27 protein-coding genes, 7 tRNA genes and 1 other annotated feature are annotated in these 26,393 nt (G+C 44.3%); of the genes, 21 read left to right on the top strand and 13 right to left on the bottom strand.

Features of this window, described 5'->3' with window-relative positions; genetic code table 11:
- Positions 1-29 precede the first annotated feature (29 nt).
- The 4 genes from KFT32_RS19660 (at position 30) to KFT32_RS19645 (ending at position 5,941) form a co-directional block, all read left to right on the top strand.
- A complete protein-coding gene (locus tag KFT32_RS19660) occupies positions 30-311 on the top strand; it encodes a CopG family ribbon-helix-helix protein (RefSeq protein ID WP_283246451.1) in 282 nt (93 codons plus the stop codon).
- A 3-nt stretch (positions 312-314) separates the two neighbouring features.
- A complete protein-coding gene (locus KFT32_RS19655) occupies positions 315-665 on the top strand; it encodes a type II toxin-antitoxin system PemK/MazF family toxin (RefSeq protein ID WP_160032284.1) in 351 nt (116 codons plus the stop codon).
- Positions 666-960: 295 nt separating this feature from the next.
- The gene (locus KFT32_RS19650; protein WP_211749079.1) at positions 961-3,150 is read left to right on the top strand and encodes an alpha-galactosidase; all 2,190 of its coding nucleotides are present in this window, start codon (positions 961-963) and stop codon (positions 3,148-3,150) included.
- Between the two features lie 589 nt (positions 3,151-3,739).
- A complete protein-coding gene (locus KFT32_RS19645; protein ID WP_211749077.1) occupies positions 3,740-5,941 on the top strand; it encodes a Tex family protein in 2,202 nt (733 codons plus the stop codon).
- A gap of 83 nt (positions 5,942-6,024) precedes the next feature.
- On the opposite strand, the gene cmpA is transcribed toward KFT32_RS19645, so the two are convergent.
- Both cmpA and KFT32_RS19635 read right to left on the bottom strand, forming a co-directional pair.
- Positions 6,025-6,168 carry a cortex morphogenetic protein CmpA gene (gene cmpA, locus KFT32_RS19640; protein ID WP_211749075.1) on the bottom strand — a complete coding sequence of 48 codons (144 nt, stop codon included), beginning with the start codon at positions 6,166-6,168 and terminating at the stop codon, positions 6,025-6,027.
- A gap of 136 nt (positions 6,169-6,304) precedes the next feature.
- Complete coding sequence (locus KFT32_RS19635; protein WP_211749073.1) at positions 6,305-6,658, bottom strand: hydrolase/acyltransferase; 354 nt, start codon at positions 6,656-6,658, stop codon at positions 6,305-6,307.
- Between the two features lie 114 nt (positions 6,659-6,772).
- On the opposite strand from KFT32_RS19635, the gene KFT32_RS19630 reads away from it, so the two are divergent.
- The 6 genes from KFT32_RS19630 (at position 6,773) to KFT32_RS19605 (ending at position 10,403) form a co-directional block, all read left to right on the top strand.
- A complete protein-coding gene (locus tag KFT32_RS19630) occupies positions 6,773-7,243 on the top strand; it encodes a SprT family protein (protein WP_211749207.1) in 471 nt (156 codons plus the stop codon).
- A 27-nt stretch (positions 7,244-7,270) separates the two neighbouring features.
- Positions 7,271-8,026: an ABC transporter ATP-binding protein gene (locus tag KFT32_RS19625; RefSeq protein ID WP_211749071.1), complete on the top strand. Its 756-nt coding sequence runs from the start codon at positions 7,271-7,273 to the stop codon at positions 8,024-8,026.
- Positions 8,014-8,763: an ABC transporter permease gene (locus KFT32_RS19620; RefSeq protein ID WP_211749063.1), complete on the top strand. Its 750-nt coding sequence runs from the start codon at positions 8,014-8,016 to the stop codon at positions 8,761-8,763. Before KFT32_RS19625 ends, KFT32_RS19620 begins: the two co-directional genes overlap by 13 nt.
- A 49-nt stretch (positions 8,764-8,812) precedes the next feature.
- Positions 8,813-8,888 (top strand) — tRNA-Asn (locus KFT32_RS19615).
- Positions 8,889-8,893: 5 nt separating this feature from the next.
- Positions 8,894-8,982, top strand: a tRNA-Ser gene (locus KFT32_RS19610).
- Between the two features lie 123 nt (positions 8,983-9,105).
- Positions 9,106-9,366 (top strand) — a binding site (T-box leader).
- 41 nt (positions 9,367-9,407) lie between these two features.
- Positions 9,408-10,403: a tryptophan--tRNA ligase gene (locus tag KFT32_RS19605; protein ID WP_211749061.1), complete on the top strand. Its 996-nt coding sequence runs from the start codon at positions 9,408-9,410 to the stop codon at positions 10,401-10,403.
- Between the two features lie 53 nt (positions 10,404-10,456).
- On the opposite strand, the gene KFT32_RS19600 is transcribed toward KFT32_RS19605, so the two are convergent.
- Positions 10,457-11,335, bottom strand: coding sequence for a Cof-type HAD-IIB family hydrolase (locus KFT32_RS19600; protein WP_211749205.1), 879 nt, complete (start codon positions 11,333-11,335; stop codon positions 10,457-10,459).
- 2 nt (positions 11,336-11,337) lie between these two features.
- Positions 11,338-12,117 carry a DeoR/GlpR family DNA-binding transcription regulator gene (locus tag KFT32_RS19595; RefSeq protein WP_211749059.1) on the bottom strand — a complete coding sequence of 260 codons (780 nt, stop codon included), beginning with the start codon at positions 12,115-12,117 and terminating at the stop codon, positions 11,338-11,340.
- 228 nt (positions 12,118-12,345) lie between these two features.
- Here KFT32_RS19595 and KFT32_RS19590 point away from each other — a divergent pair.
- The 5 genes from KFT32_RS19590 to KFT32_RS19570 all read left to right on the top strand — a co-directional run bounded on the left by KFT32_RS19590 (position 12,346) and on the right by KFT32_RS19570 (position 12,812).
- Positions 12,346-12,417 (top strand) — tRNA-Glu (locus KFT32_RS19590).
- Between the two features lie 8 nt (positions 12,418-12,425).
- Positions 12,426-12,501, top strand: a tRNA-Val gene (locus KFT32_RS19585).
- A 55-nt stretch (positions 12,502-12,556) separates the two neighbouring features.
- A tRNA-Gln gene (locus KFT32_RS19580) sits at positions 12,557-12,631 on the top strand.
- Between the two features lie 7 nt (positions 12,632-12,638).
- A tRNA-Lys gene (locus KFT32_RS19575) sits at positions 12,639-12,714 on the top strand.
- A gap of 15 nt (positions 12,715-12,729) precedes the next feature.
- Positions 12,730-12,812 (top strand) — tRNA-Leu (locus KFT32_RS19570).
- A 182-nt stretch (positions 12,813-12,994) separates the two neighbouring features.
- Here the strand turns inward: KFT32_RS19570 and KFT32_RS19565 are convergent.
- Positions 12,995-13,837 (bottom strand): DegV family protein, encoded by an 843-nt coding sequence (locus tag KFT32_RS19565; protein WP_211749057.1) that lies wholly within the window; start codon positions 13,835-13,837, stop codon positions 12,995-12,997.
- A 229-nt stretch (positions 13,838-14,066) separates the two neighbouring features.
- Between KFT32_RS19565 and KFT32_RS19560 the strand changes: the two genes are divergently transcribed.
- Positions 14,067-14,450, top strand: coding sequence for a helix-turn-helix domain-containing protein (locus tag KFT32_RS19560; protein ID WP_211749055.1), 384 nt, complete (start codon positions 14,067-14,069; stop codon positions 14,448-14,450).
- A gap of 122 nt (positions 14,451-14,572) precedes the next feature.
- Here KFT32_RS19560 and KFT32_RS19555 read toward each other — a convergent pair whose 3' ends face one another.
- From KFT32_RS19555 to KFT32_RS19530, 6 genes are all read right to left on the bottom strand, one after another.
- Complete coding sequence (locus tag KFT32_RS19555) at positions 14,573-15,520, bottom strand: urease accessory protein UreD (protein WP_211749053.1); 948 nt, start codon at positions 15,518-15,520, stop codon at positions 14,573-14,575.
- Entirely contained in the window at positions 15,429-16,145 is a 717-nt protein-coding gene (gene ureG / locus KFT32_RS19550; RefSeq protein WP_211749043.1) for an urease accessory protein UreG, read from the bottom strand. Before ureG ends, KFT32_RS19555 begins: the two co-directional genes overlap by 92 nt.
- A gap of 58 nt (positions 16,146-16,203) precedes the next feature.
- A complete protein-coding gene (locus tag KFT32_RS19545) occupies positions 16,204-16,902 on the bottom strand; it encodes an urease accessory protein UreF (RefSeq protein WP_211749041.1) in 699 nt (232 codons plus the stop codon).
- 87 nt (positions 16,903-16,989) lie between these two features.
- Entirely contained in the window at positions 16,990-18,708 is a 1,719-nt protein-coding gene (gene ureC, locus KFT32_RS19540) for an urease subunit alpha (protein WP_211749039.1), read from the bottom strand.
- A complete protein-coding gene (locus tag KFT32_RS19535) occupies positions 18,705-19,094 on the bottom strand; it encodes an urease subunit beta (RefSeq protein ID WP_211749037.1) in 390 nt (129 codons plus the stop codon). Before KFT32_RS19535 ends, ureC begins: the two co-directional genes overlap by 4 nt.
- Positions 19,095-19,153: 59 nt before the next feature.
- Positions 19,154-19,456: an urease subunit gamma gene (locus KFT32_RS19530; RefSeq protein ID WP_211749030.1), complete on the bottom strand. Its 303-nt coding sequence runs from the start codon at positions 19,454-19,456 to the stop codon at positions 19,154-19,156.
- A 292-nt stretch (positions 19,457-19,748) separates the two neighbouring features.
- Here KFT32_RS19530 and urtA point away from each other — a divergent pair, with 292 nt between their 5' ends.
- Genes urtA through urtE form a run of 5 tightly spaced genes read left to right on the top strand, consistent with a single transcriptional unit; the run spans position 19,749 to position 24,510 of the window.
- Complete coding sequence (urtA, locus tag KFT32_RS19525) at positions 19,749-21,005, top strand: urea ABC transporter substrate-binding protein (RefSeq protein ID WP_211749028.1); 1,257 nt, start codon at positions 19,749-19,751, stop codon at positions 21,003-21,005.
- A 46-nt stretch (positions 21,006-21,051) separates the two neighbouring features.
- Complete coding sequence (urtB, locus tag KFT32_RS19520; RefSeq protein ID WP_211749026.1) at positions 21,052-21,957, top strand: urea ABC transporter permease subunit UrtB; 906 nt, start codon at positions 21,052-21,054, stop codon at positions 21,955-21,957.
- Positions 21,958-21,970: 13 nt separating this feature from the next.
- Positions 21,971-23,065 carry an urea ABC transporter permease subunit UrtC gene (gene urtC / locus KFT32_RS19515; protein WP_211749024.1) on the top strand — a complete coding sequence of 365 codons (1,095 nt, stop codon included), beginning with the start codon at positions 21,971-21,973 and terminating at the stop codon, positions 23,063-23,065.
- Complete coding sequence (gene urtD / locus KFT32_RS19510) at positions 23,025-23,837, top strand: urea ABC transporter ATP-binding protein UrtD (RefSeq protein ID WP_211749022.1); 813 nt, start codon at positions 23,025-23,027, stop codon at positions 23,835-23,837. The genes urtC and urtD overlap by 41 nt, the downstream gene beginning before the upstream one ends.
- The gene (gene urtE, locus KFT32_RS19505) at positions 23,815-24,510 is read left to right on the top strand and encodes an urea ABC transporter ATP-binding subunit UrtE (RefSeq protein ID WP_211749020.1); all 696 of its coding nucleotides are present in this window, start codon (positions 23,815-23,817) and stop codon (positions 24,508-24,510) included. Before urtD ends, urtE begins: the two co-directional genes overlap by 23 nt.
- Positions 24,511-24,590: 80 nt before the next feature.
- Here urtE and KFT32_RS19500 read toward each other — a convergent pair whose 3' ends face one another.
- Both KFT32_RS19500 and KFT32_RS19495 read right to left on the bottom strand, forming a co-directional pair.
- A complete protein-coding gene (locus tag KFT32_RS19500) occupies positions 24,591-25,214 on the bottom strand; it encodes a PAS domain-containing protein (RefSeq protein WP_211749017.1) in 624 nt (207 codons plus the stop codon).
- A gap of 260 nt (positions 25,215-25,474) precedes the next feature.
- A complete protein-coding gene (locus KFT32_RS19495; protein WP_211749015.1) occupies positions 25,475-26,173 on the bottom strand; it encodes an urease accessory protein UreF in 699 nt (232 codons plus the stop codon).
- Between the last annotated feature and the right edge of the window lie 220 nt (positions 26,174-26,393).

The raw sequence follows: 26,393 nt of genomic DNA, 5'->3' as shown, positions 1-26,393 counted from the left end.
CGTAGGTTTTGTGTGGGGGTGGAAGAGACTTGACCAATGTACAGAACACCAAACGGATTATGATCAGTTTGCCAGATCATCTTTTGCAGGAAGTTGATGGTATCGTAGCAATGGAAAATTCGAACCGCAGTGAATTTATTAGGCAGGCTATGAAGCTGTATTTGACGGAACGTAAAAAGCGTTATATCCGAGAATCAATGCAGCGTGGCTACATGGAAATGGCCAAAATTAATTTGACCATGGCTTCCGAAGCCTTTCACGCGGAGGATGATGCAGACAGCACTCTGGGCCGCTTAGTGAGCGGGGTGTAAACATTGATCGTAAAACGCGGCGACGTTTTTTTTGCGGATCTTTCACCCGTTGTCGGTTCCGAGCAAGGGGGAGTCAGACCGGTGCTTGTGATCCAGAATGATATCGGCAATCGTTTCAGCCCAACCTGCATCGTTGCAGCCATTACGGCGCAGATTCAGAAGGCTAAATTGCCGACCCACGTAGAAATTGATGCCGAAGCGCATGGTTTTGATCGGGATTCTGTCGTTCTGCTTGAGCAGATTCGGACCATTGATAAGCAGCGTCTCACTGACAAGATTACTCATCTGGATGATGAGACGATGAAGCTTGTTAATGAATCGCTTCAGATCAGTCTCGGCTTGATCGATTTCTAAGTGAGCAAAAGAGCGTACAGCATTGCAGTGCTGTACGCTCTTTTGCTATGCCTTTTTTATGGACTAGATTGGGTACATTCCATCATGGTTTTGTAACGATTTTGTATGTTGGATAGTTCTCACATCAACCACCTTTCATTTGGTACTTATTTTAGATTCGGACGAGATCAGAAGGCGAAGATAGTGCATTGCATTTGAAACGGTCCACTCCTATACTGTGAAGAGAACGTCATATGCATTTTTGACTGAATCATTTGAAAGCGCTATTAAATAGACATGGGAGTGAGTAAATAACATGGCCATTTTTTATAATGAAGAAAAGCAATTATTCCATTTACAAACGAAAAGTTCGAGTTATATATTTCACACTTTACCTACAGGTCATTTGACACAGTTATACTATGGTAAAAAATTACGCGATAACGATTTAAGCTGGCTGCACGTTCGTCAGGAACGTGCCTCTTTTAGCCCGAATCCAGTACCCGAAGATCGTACGATTTCCTTTGATACCTTGCCGCAGGAATATCCAGTATACGGTACAAGTGATTTTCGTCATCCAGCTTTTCAATTGCGTCAAGTTAATGGCTCTACGGTAACCGAGTTTCTGTATAAGAGTCACCAAATTGTAAGCGGTAAACCTGCATTATCTGGATTGCCTGCTACATACACGGAGCAGGATTCTGAGGCAGACACGCTTATCGTGGAATTGGAAGATTCCATTGCTGGTATCCGCCTAGAGCTGACATATACCGCTTTTCATGAGTACGATGCACTCACACGTTCTGCTCGAATTATCAACACAGGAAATGCCCCAAGTGAAATTGTGCGTGCATTAAGTGCCAGCATTGATTTTCCGCATGCGAATTACGAGTGGCTGCAGCTTTCAGGGGCTTGGATTAGAGAACGCCATATTGTGCGCAAACCGCTTACTTTTGGTAATCAAAGTGTAGAAAGCCGCCGAGGTTCCAGCAGTCATCAGCAGAATCCATTTGCAGCGTTGTTAAGCCCGAATGCAACAGAAGACACGGGTGAAGTTTACGGATTCAGTCTTGTATATAGCGGTAATTTCATTGCCCAAGCAGAAGTGGATCAGTTCGCTACCACACGTTTGTCTCTTGGTATCAACCCATTTGAATTTGGTTGGATTCTTGAGCCAGGTGAATCTTTCCAGACGCCGGAAGTCGTTATGGTTTACTCTGACAAGGGTCTAGGCAGTATGTCTCATACGTTCCATAAGCTTTACCGGGAGCGTTTGGCAAGAGGACAACATCGCGATCAGGAGCGTCCGATTCTCGTAAATAACTGGGAAGCGACTTATTTTGACTTTACTGCAGACAAGATTGAAAATATTGCTCGTGCAGGTAAAGAGCTTGGCATTGAGTTGTTCGTTCTTGACGATGGTTGGTTTGGTCACAGGGATAGTGACAACTCTTCACTTGGAGATTGGTTTGTGGATAAAAACAAGCTACCTGAAGGATTGGACAACCTTGTACATCGAGTGACAGAAACGGGGATGCAGTTTGGCTTGTGGTTTGAGCCTGAGATGATATCACCGGATAGTGAGCTGTACCGAAACCACCCGGACTGGTGCTTGCACATACCTGAGAGACGTCGTACGGAAGGCAGACAGCAGCTCGTTCTCGATATGTCCCGTAAAGATGTACAGGATGAAATCGTTCGTATGGTATCTGATATTTTGGCAAGTGCTCCGATTACCTATGTAAAATGGGATATGAATCGAAATATGACCGAAATTGGTTCGGCTTTATTGCCGCCAGAGAGACAGAAAGAAACGCCTCACCGCTACATGCTTGGGTTATATGACGTAATGGAACGCATTACTTCCCGTTTCCCGCACATCCTGTTTGAAAGCTGTTCAGGCGGTGGCGGAAGATTCGATCCAGGAATGCTGTACTATATGCCGCAAACATGGACAAGCGATAATACGGATGCGGTATCCCGGATGAAGATTCAATATGGCACAAGTCTTGTATATCCAATTAGTTCCATGGGTTCTCATATTTCAGCTGTTCCGAATCATCAGGTTGGACGGAGCACATCCCTTGAAACCCGAGGTCATGTCGCGATGTCCGGTAATTTTGGCTATGAGCTGGACCTTACATTGTTCGAAGAGAATGACAAGCAAACCGTACAAGAGCAGGTAGCCTTGTATAAAGAGATTCGTAAGACCGTACAATTTGGCGTATTTCATCGTCTGTTGAATCCGTTTGAAGGAAATGAAGCTGCATGGATGTTTGTATCGCCAGATGGTGAGGATGTAGTGGTATTTTATTTCCGCGTTCTTTCAGAGCCGAATGCTCCTCTTCAGCGCTTGAAGCTAAAAGGACTGAATCCTGAACGTGACTATGCTGCGGTAGATGGAGAAGGCGTATACAGCGGGGATGCCTTAATGTATGCAGGTATTTCGGTAGGAAACAAGATTGGTGATTACCATAGCGAAATGTATCGTTATAAACGAATATAGTTAGGATTCATCTATTTCTTTATATGTTTTACAGAAAAGACTGCGAAAGCCGGTATTATACCTGTGCCAAAGTAGTCTTTTTTGCCGTCAATACAGCAATTAGGAACTCCAAAAGTGGAAATTAAAGCGAAGTTCTGTGATAATAAGATATCATCCAGTTGAGAACGGTGACATGATGCTCGGAAATACTGGATGAGATTAAAAGATTCGTGTAAGATTTATTTTCCGAGCGAGCTTATTCCTAAATAAATAGAAACCGAAGTGCGTATTCCATGCGATATACTTCGGACCTAACCTAAAAAATATGAGCGTTTTACTAAAAAAATAAATTGGACGTCTCTTATTCTTTTGCTTGGATGTTGCAAATAAGCACCGATGTTGACTTGGGGAGTAACAAATGGGTTCCAAGAAGCGAAGTGTCCGCCTTTGTTATAGGAGTTTATTCAACCCTATTCTTATTCATTAAACTCCAATAACAACAGCGGTCATGGAATTCATTTGTGTACGTAGCGGGTATCGCAGGTGGGTATGCTAGTCATCTAGCAACTGGAATATGAGCGGGTAATCCATAGAAGAAAGAGGGATTTTTTTGTCAGAACAAACGGCAATCGAAGTGAACGAAGAGAAACTAAAAAAAGAACAAGAAGAGCGCATCGTTAATCAGGTGGCGAAAGAACTTTCGCTGTCGCTCAAACAAGTCAGAACAACAGTATCCTTGTTGAATGAAGGGAATACCATTCCGTTTATCGCTAGGTACCGTAAAGAAATGACAGGGGAGCTGGATGAGAACGAACTACGTCTCATTGAGGAGAGAACCGTCTATCTCCGCAATCTAGAAGACCGCAAAGTCGAGGTCATTCGGATCATCGAAGAGCAGGGTAAGCTTACAGATGAACTGTTGAAGTCGATTAAACAAGCTGTGAAGCTTCAGGAAGTAGAAGACTTGTACCGTCCTTATCGTCAGAAGCGTAAGACTCGTGCAAGTGTAGCGAAAGAAAAGGGACTGGAGCCGTTGTCCGAGTGGATGTGGAACCAGCCTAAACAAGGGAATGTAATGGACGAGGCAGGACGTTATGTGAACGAAGAACTTGGAGTGGACAGTGCAGAGTCCGCCTTGCAAGGAGCAATGGACATTCTAGCTGAAAATATAGCTGATGATGCGTCCATTCGTTCATGGGTAAGAAGGTATACACTGGATCACGGTATGCTGACGTCTGAAGCAAAAGATACAGATGCGGAGTCCGTATATGAGAATTACTATAACTATCGTGAGCTGGCCAAAAAAATGCCGCCACATCGTATTCTTGCAATTAACCGCGGAGAACGCGAAGGCATACTGAAAGTAGGACTGGAAGTTAACGCAGAGCCGGTACACAACTATATCGGTCGTCAGCTTCTGAAACCTTCATCCGTCGTGTACGATATACTTGAAAGTGTTATTTTAGATGCTTACAAACGTCTGATTGCACCATCTATTGAACGGGAAGTACGGGCTGAACTTACGGAAAAAGGGGAAGCGCAGGCCATTTCCATTTTCTCTGGTAATCTGCGTAGTTTGCTTTTACAACCTCCAATCCAGAATAAACGTGTACTTGGAGTTGACCCGGCTTACCGTACCGGTTGTAAACTTGCTGTAGTAGACGAAACCGGTAAGCTGCTTGAAGTTGCGGTGACATACCCAACACCACCGAATAACAAGAAGCAAGAAGCATCTGCTAAGTTTAAAGAACTGATCAGCAAGTACAGCATCGAACTGATTGTCATTGGTAACGGAACGGCTTCTCGTGAAACCGAGCAATTTGTAGCAGAAGTAATGCAGGAAATTGGAAACCCGGAACTTGCTTACCTTATCGTGAATGAGGCGGGAGCAAGTGTATACTCCGCTTCCAAGCTCGCACAGGAAGAATTCCCTGATCTGGATGTAGCGGAGCGTAGTGCGGCTTCCATTGCCCGCCGGGTGCAAGATCCACTGGCTGAGCTAGTTAAAATTGATCCTAAAGCCATTGGTGTAGGTCAATATCAGCATGATGTATCGCAGAAATATTTGGAAGAGAGCCTGAAGGCGGTTGTAGAATCAGCTGTTAACCATGTAGGGGTAGACGTGAATACTGCTTCACCTTCACTGTTGTCTTATGTAGCGGGAGTTAACTCTACGATTGCCAAAAATATTGTGAAGTATCGTGAGGAGAACGGTAAGTTTTCTTCCCGTAAAGAATTGCAAAAAGTACCGCGTCTTGGTGCGAAAACATTCGAACAATGTGCAGGTTTTATGCGTATTTCAGAAGGCAAAAACCCGCTTGATAAGACAGCAATTCACCCGGAATCTTATGCGGTGGTTGACCGCGTCTTCGCGGAACTCAAAATCGATCTGGACAAACTGGGAACAGAAGAACTGACCCGCATTCTGGCTGAGCATAGTGCACAGGAACTTGCTGACAAAGTAGAGGTGGGACTACCAACACTGCGTGATATTCTGGACAGCTTACAGCGTCCGGGGCGTGACCCTCGTGAGGAGTTGCCTCTTCCTATTTTCCGTACAGACGTGCTGAAGATTGAAGATCTGGAACCGGGAATGGAGCTGCAAGGAACCGTTCGAAACGTGATCGACTTTGGTGCTTTTGTTGATATCGGTGTGAAGAGTGACGGGCTTGTCCATATTTCGCAGCTTAGCAGCGGATTTGTTAAACATCCGATGGATGTGGTTTCGGTTGGAGATAACGTTACAGTGTGGGTGCTTAGCGTAGATTTGAAAAAAGGCCGTGTCGCATTAACAATGAAAGATCCGAACTAATCAGATCACTGATCTTCAGCAAAAGTGGGTGGGAGCCGATGATGGTGGATGTACTCATTCCGATTCATCGGCTAGCCAGCATACTAGAGACTGGAGTCATTCGATATTCCATCATGTGCACCTGGACGATTGCGATAGAAAAACCAGCATTCATTGAGCAGGCGGATCTGGCGCCGATCCTTCTTATGGAAAGCGCGCATGAGTTGATTACTGAGCCATTGGGGCAAGGGAATCCCTCCTCCACAGGTTAACTTCTGTACGTTAGCATATGGGGAAAGAGCCCGATTTGTGCAGGTCTACATGAAAATAACCGTTCTACATGTCTTGTAGAACGGTTATTTGTGTCGTTTTTTATAAGGTTATTTAGATAAGATCTTCTTCCTCGTACCATTGTTCGAGCTGTGCCTGAAGGGCACGAATCTCGGTGAGGAGAGCAATCAGCGGATAATGTTCTTCCTTTACAGATGCAAAGGATTTCTCTAGATCATTAATATAGGCAAGACCTTGTGAGATCACATAACGTTCTTCCAAAAGATCAAGCTGATCACATTCAGCGATGGCTCTTGGAAGCTTAGGAACGATATCTGCAGTTAGCTTGTCGATTTCTTTATTCAGCCTGAGATTCAGTGCACTGAGTTGGTAAGCATAATCGGAAGGCATTTCTACAAATTCTAACTGATCGGCGTGTTGCAGAATAACGTATCGCATTTTAGACATACGTGCATTTCTCCCCTTTAGTTCGGTCAGTGGTTCCTTGACAGTGTATCCCAAGGTATACTTACAATCAAGTAGAAAGAATGAAAGAAAGAGAGCTGAGCGTACATGAATTCCATGACAAATGAAGAACTACAGACATGGATTGAGCGAGTCTCACTCGAAAGTTTTGGCGTTCCTTTTCGGCATGAGGCGGTGTTTAACAGTCGGTTAACGACGACAGGGGGCAGGTACATGCTCCGCAGTCACCGAATAGAAATAAATCCCCATCAGCTTAAGGTTTACGGTCCAGAAGAGGTTGAGAAGATCATTAAGCATGAACTGTGCCACTATCATTTACATATACGAGGTAGAGGTTACCAGCATCGTGATCCTGAATTTAAGCAGCTTCTAGCGAAAGTAGGGGGAAGTCGATTCTGTCAGTCACTACCTGATGGAAAAGGACGTAGAACCTTGCCATATAAGTATAATCTCGTCTGCCAGAAATGTGGACAAACCTATCAGCGTAAGCGAAAGGTCGATATCAGAAAATATCGCTGTGGTAGATGCGGTGGTAAGCTTGCTATGTCCGAGCTAGAGACTCCATAAATTTCATCTATGAAGGAGGTTAATACATTGCAACCTATTTTACGTGTAGAAAATATGCGGAAAAAGCATGCAGGAACAGACCGTCCCTGGTTATTTGAGCATGTGACAACAGATGTTCATTCGAATGACCGAATTGCACTTATTGGTGTTTCTGGACAAGGAAAAAGTACCTTGCTTCGTATTCTGTCGAGACTCGACCTCCAGGACGACGGTATGATGGAGTACCGCGGAATTTCTTATGAACAAGTGGACCCAAGAGAGTGGCGGACTCATATTTGTTATGTAGCGCAGCAGGCCGTGATGTTAGAAGGAACAGTAGAAGATAACCTGAGGTTGTATAGCTCATTACATCAAACTACATACAATGTGGAGCTGGCTACCCTTTTGCTAGAGAAGATGGGTTTGTCGGGACTTGATCTTACTCAAGATGCAAAAAGTTTGTCTGGCGGTGAGAAGCAGCGTGTTGCGCTTGTGCGATCTCTTCTGATGCAGCCTGAGGTACTGCTCCTTGATGAGATTACCGCCTCGCTGGATCAAGGAAGCAAAAAGAGGGTTGAAGAGGTCCTTCAAGATTGGCATGAATCTCATCAAACGGCGATGATCTGGGTTACTCACGACCTGGAACAAGCCAGAAAGGTTTCGAATCGGATATGGTTTATGGCCCAAGGAACATTGTTACATGATCAAACATCGACCGAATTTTTTGATCATCCCTCAGATGATGAGGTTATTCGCTTTTTGAATGCAGCAAGTGGAGGAGAGAAACAAAAATGTCCATCATAGCTCTTAGTTTTACCCTTATTTTTGTCATGATTACGATGCTGGCCTCGGTATGGCAGAAGGTTGGGCTAGAAAAAGAAATTGCAATAGGGACGATTCGTTCCGCTATACAGCTGTTACTCGTTGGGTATGTTTTGCAATATGTATTTAATACAGAAAACCCTTTGCTGCTGCTACTTATTATTTCGATTATGATGCTCGTGGCTGCCTATAATGCATCGAAACGAGCCAAGGGAGTTAGGGGCATGGTTTGGCGTATCTTTGTATCGATTGCACTCACGGAGATACTTATGATGGCGCTCGTATTGGGTCTTGGCATCGTTGAGGTATCTCCACGTTATATTATCCCTATTAGCGGGATGACAATCGGTAATGCCATGGTGGTGGCTGGATTATTTCTGAATCGGATGAAGGAAGAAGTACATACGTCAAGACCGGAGATGGAGACTTTGCTTTCGCTGGGGGCAACAGCCAAGCAGGCAGTACATCCTCAATTGAAAAAGGCGGTAAAATCAAGCATGATTCCGACAATTGATAGTATGAAGACGGTTGGGATCGTACAGCTCCCGGGAATGATGACCGGGATGATTATAGCCGGAGCAGATCCGATAGAGGCAGTTCGGTATCAGATATTGATTGTATTTGCCTTTACAAGTTCTGCAGCGATTACGGCCATTACGCTGTCTCTTCTTAGTTATAAGCTATGGTTTACAGATGATTTAAGAGTCAAAGATTATTGAAGCTTGACTCTTTTTTTATCTTTTGTTAAATTATATTTATAGTCAATTTTCCCTGATAGCTCAGTTGGTAGAGCACTCGACTGTTAATCGAGTTGTCACAGGTTCGAGCCCTGTTCGGGGAGCCATTCATGGAGAGATACCCAAGTGGCTATAAGGGGACCCTCTGCTAAGGGGTTAGACTGCGTAAGCGGTGCGAGGGTTCGAATCCCTCTCTCTCCGTTCATAGAACAACAGGAAAGCCCATAAGGGCTTTTTTTGTTGTGTATAAGGATAAATAACAGATATAAAATCACATTTGACATTTCTCTTTATTAATGTAAAAATATACTAAATTTAATTATCCTATACGCGATGAAAAAGAGAGTACGCATAACCATTACTTCAGAGAGCTGATGTCTGGTGCAAATCAGTGTAAGATTATGCGGAAGTGGGCTTTGGAGCGTCCAAACCGAAATTAGTTGCAAGTAGGCTTTGGCGAATGTCTCCTCGTTACAAGAGACACGTATTCTAATTGGAGTAATTCGGAGTAATTACGATACGTTAAAGTGAGTCCGCTTTATTGCGGGCTAATTAAGGTGGTACCACGGGCTTCCCGTCCTTTATAGGATGGGGGCCCTTTTTTTATTTTGATAAGGAGGGTTATTATGGATCGCGTCATTCTAACGGGCATTAAACCGACAGGGGAAGTACATGTGGGTAACTACATCGGAGCAATTAAGCCTGCACTTCAACTTGCTGAGCAGAGTCAGTCTAGCGCCCTGTATTTCATTGCGGATTATCATGGACTAACCTTTCTCCAAGACGCTAAAGAATTCAGTAGACTATCTTATAGTATTGCAGCGACATGGCTTGCACTAGGCCTAAATCCAGAGCAAGTTACCTTTTATAGACAGTCTGATATTCCAGATGTGTTTGAATTAGCCTGGATTTTGTCTTGTGTCACTTCGAAAGGGCTGATGAACCGAGCCCATGCTTACAAGGCAATAGTGGATCGAAATGATGAGTCTGGTTTGGATAAAGATACAGGCGTCAATATGGGATTATTTACTTATCCTATCCTGATGGCAGCGGATATCCTGTTATTTCAGTCTAATCAGGTTCCAGTAGGAAAAGATCAGATTCAGCATGTAGAAATTGCCAGGGATATTGCTGAAGAGTTTAATAAAAAATTCGGAGATACGTTTACACTACCCAGCTACTCGGTCGAAAAGGAAATAGCTGTTATACCCGGATTAGACGGAAGAAAGATGAGCAAAAGTTATAACAACACGATTCCACTTTTTGATTCTCCGAATAATCTGCAAAAAAAAATTAGTAAAATAAAAACAGATTCTATTCCGCCAGGTGAACCAAAGGATCCAGCTACTTCCTCTATTTTTAGTCTTTATAGACAATTTGCAATGCCTGAACAAACCGAAGAGATGAGAAAAAAATACATGGAGGGGATTAGCTGGGGAGAGGCTAAAAGGGAATTGTACGAAGTAATGAATAGCTTTCTGGAAGGTCCGCGTAGAAAATATGATGAGCTTATGGCTGATCGCCAAAACATAGATCGTATTCTGTATGAAGGAGCTAGAAAGGCGAGAGCGCAGGCTGCGCTAACGATGGAGCTTGTCCGTAATCGAATTGGTCGATGTTAGAGATAATATAAGAAAATAAAAAAGGAGAGCATGAATTCATGCTCTCCTTTTCATTAGGCGTATATATTTTCAAGTGGTAAGCCACTAAGTTTACGTTCAATGGCATAGGCAACACCATGTTCGGTATTTTTCAAGGTGACTTCTTTGGCAATCTCTTTAATGGCGGGGTTGGCATTACCCATTGCAACAGAATGACCGACTTTAGACAACATCGATACATCGTTAAAGCTGTCTCCGATCGCCATGGTTTCCTCCATGGTTACACCTAGTCTGGAGGCTAGCTTACTTAGTGCATTTCCTTTGGAAGCTTCGGGATGCTCCATCTCGAAATTATGATCTGCAGATATGACCATGGCAACATGCTCGTCGTTTTGAAAATGTGCACGTCCCATCTCGAGCTTCTCTTTGTCAAAAGAAAGGGAGAGGATATTATAAATCTCGTCATTCTCCGGAATGTTACGGTAACTTGGCACTCGTACGATTCCAGTCTGCTCATATTGTTTCTCTGCCATCCGAAGTAATCGATCCATACTTTCCTCTGGATTGGAACTAAGTACTCGGTCGATTTCGATAGACATCAGCTGATGTCCTTGGTTAGGTGAATAAATCGCCTGATCGGTAAGTACTTCATAATAAAAATCATGCTCTTCTAGCCACTCGAGTGCTTTTGTAGCAGTGTTTCGATCCATGGGTATGGAATCGAGCCTATTTTCATTCTCGTCGTGTGTGGTAGCGCCGTTCGCCGCAATGACAGGTGTGACAAGGCCAGCCTTCTTACAGATGGCACGTACATCCGCGTGGGCTCTTCCAGTAGCAATCGTTACGTGGATACCGCTATTCTGGGCCGAACGTATGGCATCCGCATTTTCGGAGCTGATTTGGCTTTCTGTATTTAGCAGTGTTCCGTCTAAATCAATTGCGATAAGTTTAATCATCATAAAACCTCCTGATCTTCATTGGTTTCCGGAACAAGAACTTCTACCTGATGTTTCTCAAAGAAATCCATCATAGAAGCGCTCGGTAATTGATCCGTAATGATGACATCGACCTTGGACCAATCAGCAAAACGGTAAAAATAGTTTCGGCCAAACTTGGAGTGGTCTGCAAGAACAATAACCATTTCTGCTTGTTCCATCATTTTGCGCTTTACTTTGCCTTCCTCATCATCTGAGCTGAGACCGTCCTTAGTAACTCCGCCAACTCCAATAAATGCCTTCTCCACATAGTAATTAGACAAAGCTTCAATAACGGACGCTCCATAAACGTAACGGTGTTCTTTATGTAGAATGCCGCCTAAGAGCCGAATATGGATGGAGTCTTTTTCAGATAGAGAATCAGCTGAATTAATGGAGTTAGTAATCACGGTACACGGATCAGCATGTAAAAATTCTGCACATGCCTGAACCGTTGTAGAAGAGTCAAGAATGATGCGGTCACCTTTACGGACAAGTGCGGCAGCAAGTTTTCCTATTTGCTTCTTCTCATCGGATACGATGACAAGTCGATCTTTATAATTTTTAAATTCCTGAATAGGGGAGGGAAGAAGAGCGCCTCCGCGAGTACGGACAATAAGATCTTGTTCTTCGAGCTTAATAAGATCCCGTCTTGCTGTGTCTCTGGAAACTTCAAAGTTATTACAAATCTCTTCAATAGAAATTCGACCTGAGTTCGTAAGATGATCCATGATAAGCTGCATTCGTTCTTCCTGATACAATTCGATACCTCCTTCATAAGATGCATCAATATAAGTAATCTTAATGCATAATAAGTTTATTTACAACATTTAATAAATAATCACTTACACAAAAAGAGGATTTCACGATTTTTGGTAAGGAGTTGTAAGTTTTTATGAGTGTTTAAATAAAATAAAAAAAAGGCTTGTCATGTTGTTCTATATTTGATATACTCTATCTTGTCGCCAAAGAGCGAAGGTTGTTAATAAGGCCCGTTGGTCAAGGGGTTAAGACACCTCCCTTTCACGGAGGTAACAGGGGTTCGAATCCCCTACGGGTCACTTTATATGGAGATTTAGCTCAGCTGGGAGAGCATCTGCCTTACAAGCAGAGGGTCGGGGGTTCGAGCCCCTCAATCTCCACCATTCATTTTTTGAATGTGGATAGAATGTGAATAGATTACAAATCATATAAGAATGTTGGGGATTAGCCAAGCGGTAAGGCAACGGACTTTGACTCCGTCATGCATAGGTTCAAATCCTATATCCCCAGCCATTTATATGAGCCATTAGCTCAGTTGGTAGAGCACCTGACTTTTAATCAGGGTGTCGAAGGTTCGAGCCCTTCATGGCTCACCAGTTATAACTTAATATGCGGTCGTGGTGGAATGGCAGACACGCTATCTTGAGGGGGTAGTGGGTGTATACCCGTGGAGGTTCGAGTCCTCTCGACCGCATCCAAATGAAAGAAGAGTCTTATGCATTTGCGTAAGGCTCTTTTTCTACGTTTGTATTTCCAAGATCTGACTATGAAATGGATATACAAAAAGGACTATTCTGGATCCGATTTGATGAAACGGGCCAAGAAAAGTCCTTTTGAGATACGAAAAGGAAACGATGAAGTTATATCGAAACAATTCTAATCAAAATAATACATAAACCCAATTGCACCTACGCCTGTGTGTGTACTGATAATAGGGGAGGTGTAACTGATTTCGACATCTTCGTATCCGGTAAGTTCAATAATCGCTTGTTTGAGCTGAGATGCCAGTTTGTAACCTTCAGCATGTGCGATCCCGACTTTGTGTATGGTTTTTCCTTTTACATCTTCAGCAAACTGTTTGGCTAGATGTCTCACAATTTGTGCATGACTTCTAAGGTTGACGACTGGAGTGTACTTACCTTCGGCTAGCGTAGCAATCGGCTTGATATGAAGCAGGGAACCGATGATTGCTTTCCCTTTACCGATCCGACCACCTTTGATCAGGTTTTCAAGTGTATCGACAGCGACAAACAGTTTCGTGTTTTTTTTGACCTCATCTATTTGCTTAACGATTTCTTCAACTGATTTGCCTTGCTCTGCCATCATAGCAGCTTCTAACACCTGATAGGAAAGTGCTTTGGAGATGAATTCGGAATCGATTACGGTAACTTTGGCGTCCGACATCTCAGCAGCCATTTGGGCTGAACGTACGGTGCCGCTCATGCTTCCAGTCATATGAATGGATATAATTTCGTATCCTTGCTGATGAAGACGATTATATCTTTCCATAAACTCGCCAGCAGCAGGTTGTGAACTCTTAGGTAGTTCTTCACTTTTAATCATTTTCTGAATGAATTCTTCAGGTGTAATATCTATTTGGTCGAGAAAAGTTTCGCCATCAATGGTAAAAGAAAGGGGTACCACCTCAATACCGTATCTTTGAATGACGGAGTTGTCGAGATCTAGTGTAGAGTCCGTCACGATTTTAATTTTACTCATTTGTTCACTCCTTCATAAATAGAGGCCATCAATGTCAAGGATAACGCATTTTTAGCGTAATCACCAGTGACAGATATAAGTATATTCAACTTCCGTGCTCAGAACAAATGGCAGGCTGAGTAGAAGTTGGTAATGTGCTATAATATGGAATTATTATTAGATATGTAAGATGCTAGTCATGGATTGCTGGACTTTATTATTATAATGACTTCATGGAAGGCGGTCTTATATGCATTCGATTTACGAACGAATTGAACAATTGATTTTGAAACGAGGTATGACGAAAAAAGCATTTTGTGAGGAGTTGAAAATCAGTACAGGAAATTTGGGGGATTGGAAACGAGGTAAATCAACCCCGAGTACGGCTAAATTAATTGAGATTGCATCCTTTTTTCAAGTGAGTTTGGATTGGATCATTCTTGGTAGGACAAGGGAAGAAATTAAGGAACAGAGAGCGCTCTATAAGACGGGGAATTGTGAATTAGATTGGGACGTTGATGATTTAACCGCAGAAGAACAGGCTTTTATTAAGGAATATATTGAATTCACCCGGTATCGAAAAAGAAAACATACGGATGAGAACTCTAACCAAGGTTCTTCCAATTACAAATGATTACATAAGAATAACTAAATTAGCTATACATAACAGGCCATGATCTTTAAGATCATGGCCTGATTCATCTTTGTAACGCCTTGTTAACTGATAAACAGAGAGTGTTTCTAGAAACGCCAGTTTTACTTTCGAAACTGTAGAGGAGGCTTATGGAGTGTTTGCTCCCTGATGCTGTTCCAGAGGGTTAAGCAAAACTCTTGTAGTTCAAAGGCGGCTCTGCCTAGCATTCGTACTGCAATCCCTTCGCCTCCAGCAAGAAAGCTTGCACCCGCAAGGATTCGTGTGTCCTTCGGGAGGAGGGAACGTATCTGGTGTAGTTCTTCTGTCCCAATACTTGTTCCAACCATCCACAAAGAGGCCAAGTGGGTATAATCCATCATGCTGGATAAGGTATCCGGTACCGACTGATCTGGCTCAAGTGCGAAGCGGTCCCATATCACGAGCTCCTGATCTCGCCAAACTTCAGTATTTCCTTCAAAACGAATAAAATCATAGATTTCACCACGATGAACTCTTCCTGCTGACCATACATCTGCATATACCAGAACTGAGCTCTCTTGTAGATGAAAGGTAGCGGAAAGTGTGGCATTACTCCCTGCAAAAGGGATAACACATTCGGGAAAATACTCCAGCACCGCCCCTTTTTCAAGTTGAAAAGTATGGCTCACGCTTGAAGGTAGGGTCGGTGTAGGGTGGAGTCTTGTTGCAGATGTGCTGGTAAGCACGACATGGGCATTTTCCCTGATTTGCCACACGGATTCGTAGGCGTCTCCATTCATAACGCCTGGAGATACATCGGAAGTATATACACATAGTTCTCCGTCGCTGCCTGGAAGACGGAAGGCTCTGCTGATCCGCAGAGGTGCTTCGTAATATCGGTCGGTAATATGGGTGCGGCCATGTTGGTCTTCAAAAGTAGCATAGAGCTTAGCGAGCCCTCTTCTGTGCAGCTGCTCCGGTTTCACTGGAGCAGTTGCATTAATGGGAGTGGTGATGTCCATGGTCATGAGTGTGGATGTGAACTGCTGCGGATTCATCATCCATGTATTGGTGTTCAAGCCAATGTACAATTTCGGAGACGCCTTCTCCGCTCATTAGGTTTGACATGACATAAGGGCGACCGTCTCGAACTTTTTGAGTATCAGATTCCATAACGGTAAGATCCGCTCCTACGAAAGGTGCCAGGTCGGTTTTATTGATCAGTAGAAGATCTGATCTTGTAATACCTGGACCGCCTTTACGAGGAAGCTTCTCGCCTTGAGCGACGTCAATAATATAGATGAATACATCAGCCAGCTCTGGACTGAAAGCGGCGGATAGATTGTCTCCACCACTCTCAATAAAGATCATCTGCAAATCGTTGAAACGTTCTTGGAGTTCTTCCACTGCTTCGAAGTTCATCGAAGCATCCTCTCGGATGGCGGTATGTGGACAACCGCCGGTCTCAACCCCGATGATGCGGTTTGAATCCAGTGCGTTTTGACGAAGCAAAATTTCAGCATCTTCCTTGGTGTAGATGTCGTTGGTGATAACGGCAATGCTGTAGCGAGTGCGCAGTGCTTTGGACAGTTTTTCAACAAGTGCAGTTTTTCCGGAACCTACAGGTCCTCCGATTCCGATTCGCATAGGACGGCTATGATCAAAAGGGATACGCTCCCAGTTGGCGTTGTGCGTGTGATTAGCTCCTTGACACATGATAAATTCCTCCCGAGTATTATTTTATGAATCTATGATTGCTGTAACATCGTGAAAATTACGACATAAACAAACGGGCATTTAGCGTTTCATGTCTCATTGCATAAATTTCCTGTGCGATGCTGAAGCTGCTCATGTTCTCTGGTTCTTCCTGCCGGATATCACTCCAGTACTTGTCGATGACAGGGAGGAGCTCTTGAACGAGTTTTTGTGCTTCTGTCTGACCAATAGGCATTAATCGGAGTGCGCTGTTTACATAGGCATTGACAGCTGTATAAAGATGGCCAGTAATAGCTTCATCAAGATCAATTTCTAGTTGGTAAGCAATGAATGCATGTGCAGTTGGGAGACAGCAAACCGCTCCATGCAGATGTATAGCTGTATCTAACAGCTCAAAGCTCATATCAGGGTAAATGCTTCGTGCCAGTTTTAGCAGTCGTTTTCCCATCTTGTGTGAACTCTCTCGAAGTTCTCTTGATGAGCGCTGAGCATGAAGACGTTTGTCGTACCTTGCAATAGAGGCTGCATCATGATGTGCTGTTGCCTGATAAATTCCTTTCATGGCGAGTCCGTCCAGTCTAGTTAAGCTGGATTCAAGCTGACTCTGAATGAAAGAAGAGAGGTCACTCCTGGTCCGGATCACTCCTTCGGTAGTGTAGGTCTCAAGAGCGGATGAGTGGGAGAACCCGCCAATCGGAAGAGCGGAGTCGAGTAGTTGTGCATATTTTAGAAGCTTCAAGCTTGAGCTTGCTGTCAAAGTGAAGCCCCTCCTTTTGAGCTGGATCGTGATGGCTAAATACTGAATCTGTGTACTAATTAATCAGACCCTGTTAAGGGCCTGGGGTTAGAACATAAAATAACGCTGCGCCATAGGTAGAACTTCCGCTGGTTCACAGGTAAGGAGTTCACCATCAGCTTTCACTTCATAGGTTTCGGGGTCTACTTCAATTTCGGGTGTTACATCGTTATGAATCATATCTTTTTTGGAGATGCTCCGGCAGTTTTTCACTGCCTCGACCCGTTTAGCGAGACCTAGTTGTTCCTTGATTCCACTGTCCAGTGCGGCTTGGGACACAAAAGTAATGGAACCTTTCTGCAAGGCTTTCCCGAAAGAACCGAACATGGGCCGGCTGAATACAGGTTGTGGTGTAGGGATAGAGGCATTAGGATCGCCCATCTGGGCATGTGTGATAATGCCGCCTTTTAGCACCATCTCCGGTTTGACACCAAAATAGGCTGGGTTCCAGAGGACCAGATCTGCCCATTTTCCGACCTCTACAGAACCTACCAGATGACTAATTCCATGAGTGATGGCGGGGTTGATCGTGTATTTGGCTACATAACGTTTAATGCGGTCGTTATCTGAACGTGAATTTTCGGTCCATTGTAATGGGCCTCGCTGTTTTTTCATTTTGTCGGCGGTTTGCCAGGTTCGGATGATGACCTCGCCAACACGGCCCATGGCTTGAGAGTCGGAGCTGATGATGCTAAATACACCGAGGTCATGTAAAATGTCTTCGGCGGCAATCGTCTCAGGCCGAATTCGAGAATCGGCAAAAGCAACATCCTCGGGAATGGAAGGATCGAGATGATGACATACCATAAGCATGTCTAAATGCTCTTCTACAGTATTGCGAGTATAAGGTCTCGTAGGATTCGTAGATGATGGGATAACGTACCTCTCACCGGCGGCTCGAATAATATCAGGAGCATGGCCGCCGCCCGCGCCTTCCGTATGGTATGTATGAATCGTTCTACCATTGATAGCGGCAAGGGTGCTTTCGAGAAATCCGGTCTCATTTAGGGTATCCGTGTGGATCGCTACTTGGACGTCATATTCATCGGCAGCGGTAAGACACGCATCAATTGCCGCAGGTGTTGTCCCCCAATCCTCATGTAACTTGAGGCCGATAGCACCTGCTTTAATCTGCTCCACGAGCGGGGGAGTGGTGGCGCTGTTGCCTTTGCCAAGAAAACCTAGGTTCATCGGAAAACCTTCTGCTGATTCCAGCATCGTATGAATGTGCCACTCACCTGGAGTACAAGTGGTCGCTTTGGTTCCGGTGGCAGGACCGGTCCCACCGCCAATCATGGTTGTTATACCAGAATAAAGAGCTGTTCGAATCTGTTGGGGAGCGATAAAGTGAATATGAGTATCAATGCCGCCTGCAGTAATGATAAAACCTTCGCCAGCGATAATTTCCGTTGAGGCCCCGATGACGAGAGTGGGGTCAACGCCATCCATCGTATCTGGATTGCCTGATTTACCTATGCCGCATATAAATCCATCTCGTATGCCGTCTTCTGCTTGAAAAAAAACCCAATGATCAATAATGATAGCGTTCGTGATGACTGTATCTGGTGTTCCTTCCCTACGTAATGCAGTGGCAGATTGCCCCATGCCATCTCTAATGACCTTTCCCCCGCCGAACTTACTTTCATCCCCATAAACGGCATAATCCTTCTCGATTTCAGCCCAGAGATCCGTGTCTGCGAGCCTAACTGCATCGCCCAGGGTCGGGCCAAACATGGAGGCATATTGATCGCGGCTCATTTTTTTCATGTTGGTTCACCATCGTCCTTAGGTTCAGTGCCAGCATAAAGTTCAAGAAAATTTTTGAGCTTCTGCAGGTCAGGGGGTTGATCCAACGTACCGTTTGTCAAATTGTTAAATCCAACAATTTTACGTTTGCCCCCAAAGGTTGTTAGTTCGACTGGCTTTTCTTCTCCGGGTTCAAAGCGGACAGCTGTTCCGGCAGGAATGTGTAGCCTTGTGCCGTAAGCTTTGCTGCGGTCAAAATCAAGCTGTGCATTTACTTCGTAGAAATGGACATGAGATCCGATCTGAACAGGTCTATCGCCCCGGTTCACGATTGTCAGCTGGATCGTCTCCCGATCAGGGTGACAAATAATATCATCCTGCTTTAATCGATATTCTCCTGGTATCATTAGCAATCCCTGCTTTCTTCTTCGTAAATATACGTTCGTTGGTAGAGGCTATAGTAATCCTAACGGATCGGTTCATGAATGGTGACAAGCTTTGTTCCATCCGGGAAAGTGGCTTCTACCTGTACCTCTGGAATCATTTCTGATATCCCTTCCATACAATCTTCCTTCGTTAAAACGGTACCTCCATAGCGCATGAGTTCTGCAACTGTCATACCGTCTCGTGCTCTTTCCATCACTTCTGAGGTAAGGATTGCAATTGCTTCAGGGACATTGAGTTTGAGTCCTCTAGCTTTACGTTCTCTTGCCAAGTTCGCTGCTACGGTAACGAGTAATTTATCTTTTTCTTCTTCAGTCCAGTGCACATGAATTCAACCTTTCAGCGCTTATTTCTATGTTTTATCATACATAATCTAATCAAAAACCTATTTTAAGTAATTATTTATGTAAAATATACTCACACAGATTTGAACATATTGTCAACAATGTTCTTGTTTTTTGTCAATATGCATCATGTGACTGGGCATGGAATAAAATTATGTAAGGTATATTGACATAAAGGATTTTATCCCTCTATAATGTGAGACACCAAACATTTATGGAAAAATATATAAGAAATGTTCGGATTCGACTAACCTATTGAAGGGGATGGAGTTCATGTTGAAGCGAAAGTTCGGTAAATTGTTTCCGGTGTTGTTAACGGGTGTGGTGATGTTATCTGGATGTGTATCTGGAGGAGAGAATCCGGCAGCTCAGCCTGCGAATGGGGGCGGCACGGTGGAAGCCTCTAGCGAGGGAATAATTAAAGTAGGGATATTGCATTCGCTCAGCGGAACCATGTCCATTAGTGAAGTGTCTGTAAAAGATGCGGAAATGCTCGCCATTGAAGAAATTAATGCAGCCGGCGGGGTGCTTGGAAAACAAATCGAGCCTGTCATTGAAGATGGAGCTTCGGATTGGCCGACTTTTGCAGAAAAAGCAGGGAAATTACTACAGCAAGATAAAGTGGCTGCTGTGTTTGGGGGTTGGACATCGGCAAGTCGTAAAGCGATGCTGCCTGTTTTTGAACAAAACAACGGACTCTTGTTCTACCCAGTACAATATGAAGGGCTCGAAGCTTCGCCGAACATTTTCTACACTGGAGCCACGACGAATCAGCAGATTGTCCCTTCTGTAAGTTGGTTGATCGAGAATCGTGGGAAGAAATTTTTCTTGTTAGGGTCGGATTACGTCTTCCCTAAAACGGCAAACAAAGTCATTCGTGCTCAGCTTCAAGCGGAGGGTGGCGAAGTGGTTGGTGAGGAGTACACTCCACTTGGGCATACCGACTACAGTACCATCATTAGTAAAATTAAAGCTGCAAAACCGGACATTGTTTATAACACGCTGAATGGAGATAGCAACGTTGCCTTCTTCAAACAACTGAAAGACGCGGGGATTACTTCAAAAGACCTAACGACGTTATCCGTCAGTGTAGCGGAAGAGGAGATTCGAGGCATTGGTGCGGATGTCCTGGAAGGACATTTAGCGGCTTGGAACTACTATCAAACGACAGATACGCCGGAGAACGTAAAGTTCACTGAGGCCTATAAAGCGAAATACGGCGCAGATCGAGTGACTGCTGATCCAATTGAGGCGGGATACACAGCGGTTTACTTGTGGAAGGCAGCTGTTGAAAAGGCTGGATCAACTGATGTCGCCAAAGTAAAAGAAGCTGCCAAAGGAATTGAGTTTGATGCACCAAGCGGTAAAGTGACTATTGATGGAGACAATCAGCATATTTACAAAACGGTGCGCATTGGCGAGGTTCAAACAGATGGGCAATTCAAAGAACTCTGGAACTCAGGTGAACCTGTGAAACCAGACCCATATCTTGAAACCTATGAGTGGGGTAAATCGCTTAGCGCAAAATAACTTGTTTCTTCTATATAAAAGAACTTGAAGGGAGGCGGCATGATCCATGGACATGTTTTTACTACAAGCCTTTAACGGGCTGAGTGTAAGTTCGATTTTACTTCTGATTGCACTCGGCCTGGCCGTTACCTTTGGACTGATGAATATTATCAATATGGCGCATGGTGAGATGATTATGATTGGTGCCTACGCGACTTATGTCACCCAGAATTTATTCGTTTCATACATGCCAACATCTTGGTTTAGTGCGTACTTTCTTGTGGCGTTACCCGTTGCTTTCCTTATTGCTGCTGGGATCGGCTGGTTGCTTGAGGTGCTTCTTATCCGTCATTTGTACGGGAGACCTCTTGATAGCCTACTCGCTACTTGGGGTGTGGGTATGATTTTACAGCAGCTGGCAAGAACAATTTTTGGTGCCCCGAATGTCGGGGTTACCAGTCCAACTTGGCTGAATGGAGGGTTAATGGTAACGGAAGGAATTACGCTGCCTTATACAAGGTTGTTCATTATTTTGCTGGTCGCCGTCGTGCTCACACTGATGTATATCTACATCTACAAGACATCAGCGGGCCGCCGGATGCGAGCAGTCATGCAGAATAGAAATATGGCAGGATGTCTTGGCATATCCACTCGTCGTGTTGACGGAATGACCTTTGCGATCGGTTCCGGTATTGCCGGGGTGGCAGGATGTGCGCTTACTTTGCTCGGACCTATTGGTCCGTCTATTGGGACGTATTACATCGTAGATGCATTCATGGTCGTTGTTCTAGGTGGTGTGGGTAAGCTTATTGGCACGGTTACGGGGGCGCTTGGAATCGGCATATTTAATACGTTATTTGAGACGTATACGAGTGCATCGATTGGTAAAGTGTTAGTTTTTGCTTGCATTGTTGCTTTCCTTCAGTGGAAACCAAGAGGGCTCGTTGCACTTCGTTCACGGAGTTTAGACTAGAGGGGGAGTAAGGATGCCATTGTTTAACAAGTTGGGAACACGGGGACAGCGGATCGCTTGGGGAGTGGTGCTTATTCTTATGAGTCTTGCTCCGCTTGTATCGACAGAATTTAGGTTGAGTTTACTAGCAAAATTTCTTGCTTTCGCCATTTTGGCGATAGGACTTGATCTGATATGGGGTTACGGAGGTGTGCTCAGTCTGGGGCACGGTGTGTTTTTTGGGCTCGGAGCATACGCTATGGCTATGTACCTGAAGCTGCAAGCCAGTGGTGCGGCATTGCCTGATTTTATGGTGTGGAACAGTGTAACAGAACTTCCTTGGTTTTGGGAGCCTTTTCGATCTTTTCTTGTAGCACTTTTGCTGGGGATTGTGCTGCCTGCGCTGTTAGCTTTCTTGCTCGGATTTTTTACCTTCCGTAATCGAATTACAGGTGTTTATTTCACGATTTTAACGCAAGCTCTTGTCATGATCGTCGTGACTTTGTTTATTGGTAAACAGGAATGGACTGGGGGGACAAATGGGTTAACAGGCTATAATCAAATTTTTGGTATGCAGCTTCACGAGCCTGGAACAACCATTATGCTCTATTATGTAACGCTTCTTATTCTGGTTTTGGCCTATATTTTCTGCAGATGGGTCGTGCGCAGTCGTTTTGGGCAAGTACTTGAAGCGGCGAGGGATGGGGAAAACAGGGTTCGTTTTTTGGGATATGATCCTGCTTGGTACAAAACAATAGCTTTTACCTTGTCTGGTGCCCTTGCGGGGATAGCAGGTATGTTGTTTGTTCTTCAGGTCGGTATCATTTCTCCGTCTATGATGGGAATTGTTCCATCTATTGAAATGGTGCTATGGGTTGCGCTTGGAGGACGGGGTACGCTGGTTGGTGCAGTTATAGGTGCTGTGGTGCTGAACGCGGCAAAAACAGGAATCAGCGAAGCATATCCAGAAGGTTGGCTCTTTGTAATGGGTGGGTTGTTCGTCTCCATTGTGTTGTTTATGCCGAGAGGTCTTGTTGGTGTGTACCAAAGTGTAACGGGAATGTGGAGGAAAAAAGGAGGTGTGCCTGATGGGAAGTCTGTCCGTAAACGTAAACAAGCCACCTCTTAGTGAACAGACTGTGCTGATGGTTCGGGATGTCACTGTTTCGTTCTCGGGCTTTGTAGCTGTTCGCGGGATGAATTTATCTTTGAGGCAGCGTGAACTTCATTTCTTGATTGGTCCTAATGGGGCGGGGAAAACGACGATGCTCGATGTGATTTGTGGCAAAACAAAACCTTTGTCTGGTCAGGTGCTTCTTCCTGATGGGACAGATCTTGTTCGGAAGAAAGAACACCAGGTTGCGAGACTAGGTATTGGCCGTAAGTTTCAAGCTCCTTCCGTATTTGGGGGATTAACGGTGCTGGAGAATTTGGAAATTGCACAGGATCCGAATAAAAATGTTTTTCATGCCCTTCGAAAGCGGCGAAGTGACCGCGTGACGAGTTCTATGGAAGAGGTGCTGGAGCAGATTGGTCTGGGGCATCGTTTGGACATCAGAGCGGGTTCCTTGTCCCATGGAGAAAAGCAGTGGCTTGAAATTGGGATGCTTCTGCTTCAAGAACCGGATGTGCTGTTGCTGGATGAACCTGTTGCTGGAATGACAGATGAGGAGACGGATAAGACAGGAATTCTGTTGACGGAGATTGCCAAGAAACGGTCTGTAGTTATTGTAGAACATGATATGGAGTTTGTCAGACATTATGCTGAAAAGGTTACGGTCATGCACGAAGGAAAGTTGCTCACAGAAGGGACAATGCAGGAGGTTCAGTTGAATCCAGTAGTTGCCGAAGTGTATCTGGGGAAAAGGAGGGGAAGTGATGTTGTCGCTGAAGGGGATTGAATCCGGATATGGGGAAAGTATAGTGCTTCGTCAGGTTCATTTTAATATGGAGCCGGGGCAGGTCGTATGTTTAATGGGTCGTAATGGAGTAGGTAAATCCACACTCCTACGCACACTTATGGGAATTCTCAAGGTGCGTGGCGGAAGTATCTATTGGGATGGTAAAGAAGTGACGAGATGGGATTCAGCGAAACGCGCTCGCGCAGGGATCGGGTATGTGCCTCAAGGGAGGGATATCTTTCCTCAGCTGAGTGTCAAAGAAAATTTGGTGTTAGGACTCGAAATGGCCCCCAAAGGAACGAAAAGTTTTCCAGAGGACGTACTCGCAATGTTTCCCGTGCTGCAGACTATGCTCAAAAGACAAGGTGGAGATTTAAGCGGTGGTCAGCAGCAGCAACTGGCCATTGCCAGAGCACTTGCCTCTAGACCGAAGTTGCTGCTGTTGGATGAGCCGACAGAAGGGATTCAGCCTTCCATTGTAGATGATATCCGCGATGTTATTATTCAGATTAAAAATCAGGGGGATACGGGCATTTTACTTGTGGAGCAGAGCGAAGAATTTGTTCGAAGTGTAGCGGATTACATCTATGTTATGGATAAAGGCGCTATTGCGATGCATGGAAAACCAGAGGAACTTGATTTTGCTAGTTTTGAACATTATCTTACGGTTTGAAAAATGTTGTTGTTCTACCTTTGGGCAAGTTTGTTTCATAGCAGCTCTCCAGTGTTCCGAGGAACAAGAGGGCTGCTTATTTAAGGTTCATCCAAAAATCCGGAATATTTAGGGTAGAGTCTCCTTATACAATCAGGGCAAATGTCGTGTGTGAACTCTGCGTGTGTATTTTTCTCAATGAAACTCTCGACGGAATTCCATTCATCTTCCTCATCCCGGATTCGTTTGCACACTGCGCATATGGGTAGCATGCCTCGGAGAGTCTTGATCTGAGACGAAGCGTCGCTGAGATGTGTCTCCATTAGTTTAAATGAAGTGATGTCAAAATGTGAAATGACCAGACCTTTGAAATCGGGCTGAAGTGAGGTTTCATACAAGGAGGCTTCTAGACGTAGCCACGAGTAACCATCATCCGTGATGGAACCAACTTCACACACATAGCCTGTTGTTTGCTGAAGTAATACTTTTTGTAGGTTGTGAACAATGAGTTGTGTATTATGTATGCAGGTGCCCGGTATTTCTCTAAGCATCGTATAATAATTCATTCCTAAATAGCTTTCTGCTGGGTAGGGTAGAAGCCCTGTCATCTTTTCTAACCAGTTGTGGTTGTACGAACGAATGGTCCCTTCTTCATCAATCATCACGGTCCCTGAACGAAATTGATGGTAGGAATCTTCTAATCTAAGTGGATTTGCTTCAGGCAATGGCAGTCTCTCCCTATCGTAAATTCGTTCTTGTTTGAATAATAAAAAGAAATGAAACGTCTAATGAATTCTTCCAAAAAAAGTATGTTCATATTATATACGTTTTTACGTCATCTAACAATGATTAATAACTTACATACGTCTTTCTTTTCCGACAAGATTGCTGAAAAATGATGAAAAAGCACGCTGGCATGAGATGGCCAACGTGCTTTTAAGGTGGGGGGAAGGGCATTTGCTGCCCGTTTGGGTAGTTAGTGGTGTTAAGCTCTAGATTGTTTTATTCCAGGTTCGGGGAGGTAGAATCCTGGGATTAGGGATTGAATGGAGAGGAGGGAGCGCTGGAATACAGAAGTATCCGAAAGGTCTATTTTGTTCCACTCCTGATCAAGTTCCTCTCCCAGCGTACTGAGCAGGCGTTCAAGTTCTATGGGGTCCAGATGAAGAAGGCGTCTAACGTGGATAAAGCAAACATCCTTAGCGGCGTGGAGGTAGCCGGAAACGGCGTCATGGATAGGAGCCTCGAGCTGATAATTAATCCAAGCGTGTACCACAGGAAGGGAGCCGACCGCATCGTACTGTTCAAGTGCCTTCTCAAGTGGTTCGAAGTTCATCCATGGATGAAGGGCTTTGGATAACTTTAATAGCCGTTTTCCCATTGCTCTTGAGGAACTTCGTTTGTTTACCGGGTTTCGCTGTACATGGATCATCTTATCAATGAGTGCAATTCTCCAATAATCCTGTTGTGATACAGCTGAATAGATTCCCTTGATGGCAAGGCCCTCTATTCTGACAAGACTAGGGTGAAGTTCAAGCTGCATAAAAGTCTGGATATCTTGGGCTGTACGTATCTTTCCTTCCTCAATCTGCGACTTGAGCCCGAAGGAGTGAGAAAATCCTCCTACCTGAAGTGAGGAATCAAGCATTTTTACGTAGTCAAGCAGCTTATTTCCTCGGTTCAATAGAATCGCCTCCCTAGATTGAAGTGATAACGGGATGTATCGTTTAAAGTCCGAAAATTAATGTTATATACATGTTAGTTATGTAGGGTTTCTGTTGTATTTGATATGTATTTTCACATAAAAATTGACTTTATGTCAATAATAATTTAATTAATCCTAAATATATGTAAGTTTAATTAACATATATATTACAATTAGTTGGTTTTTGTTAGTCTTACTC

The organism is Paenibacillus sp. Marseille-Q4541 (genome assembly GCF_018310695.1).
In the GTDB taxonomy this organism is placed as follows: Bacteria; Bacillota; Bacilli; order Paenibacillales; family Paenibacillaceae; genus Paenibacillus.
This window is presented reverse-complemented; position numbering and strand designations above follow the sequence as displayed.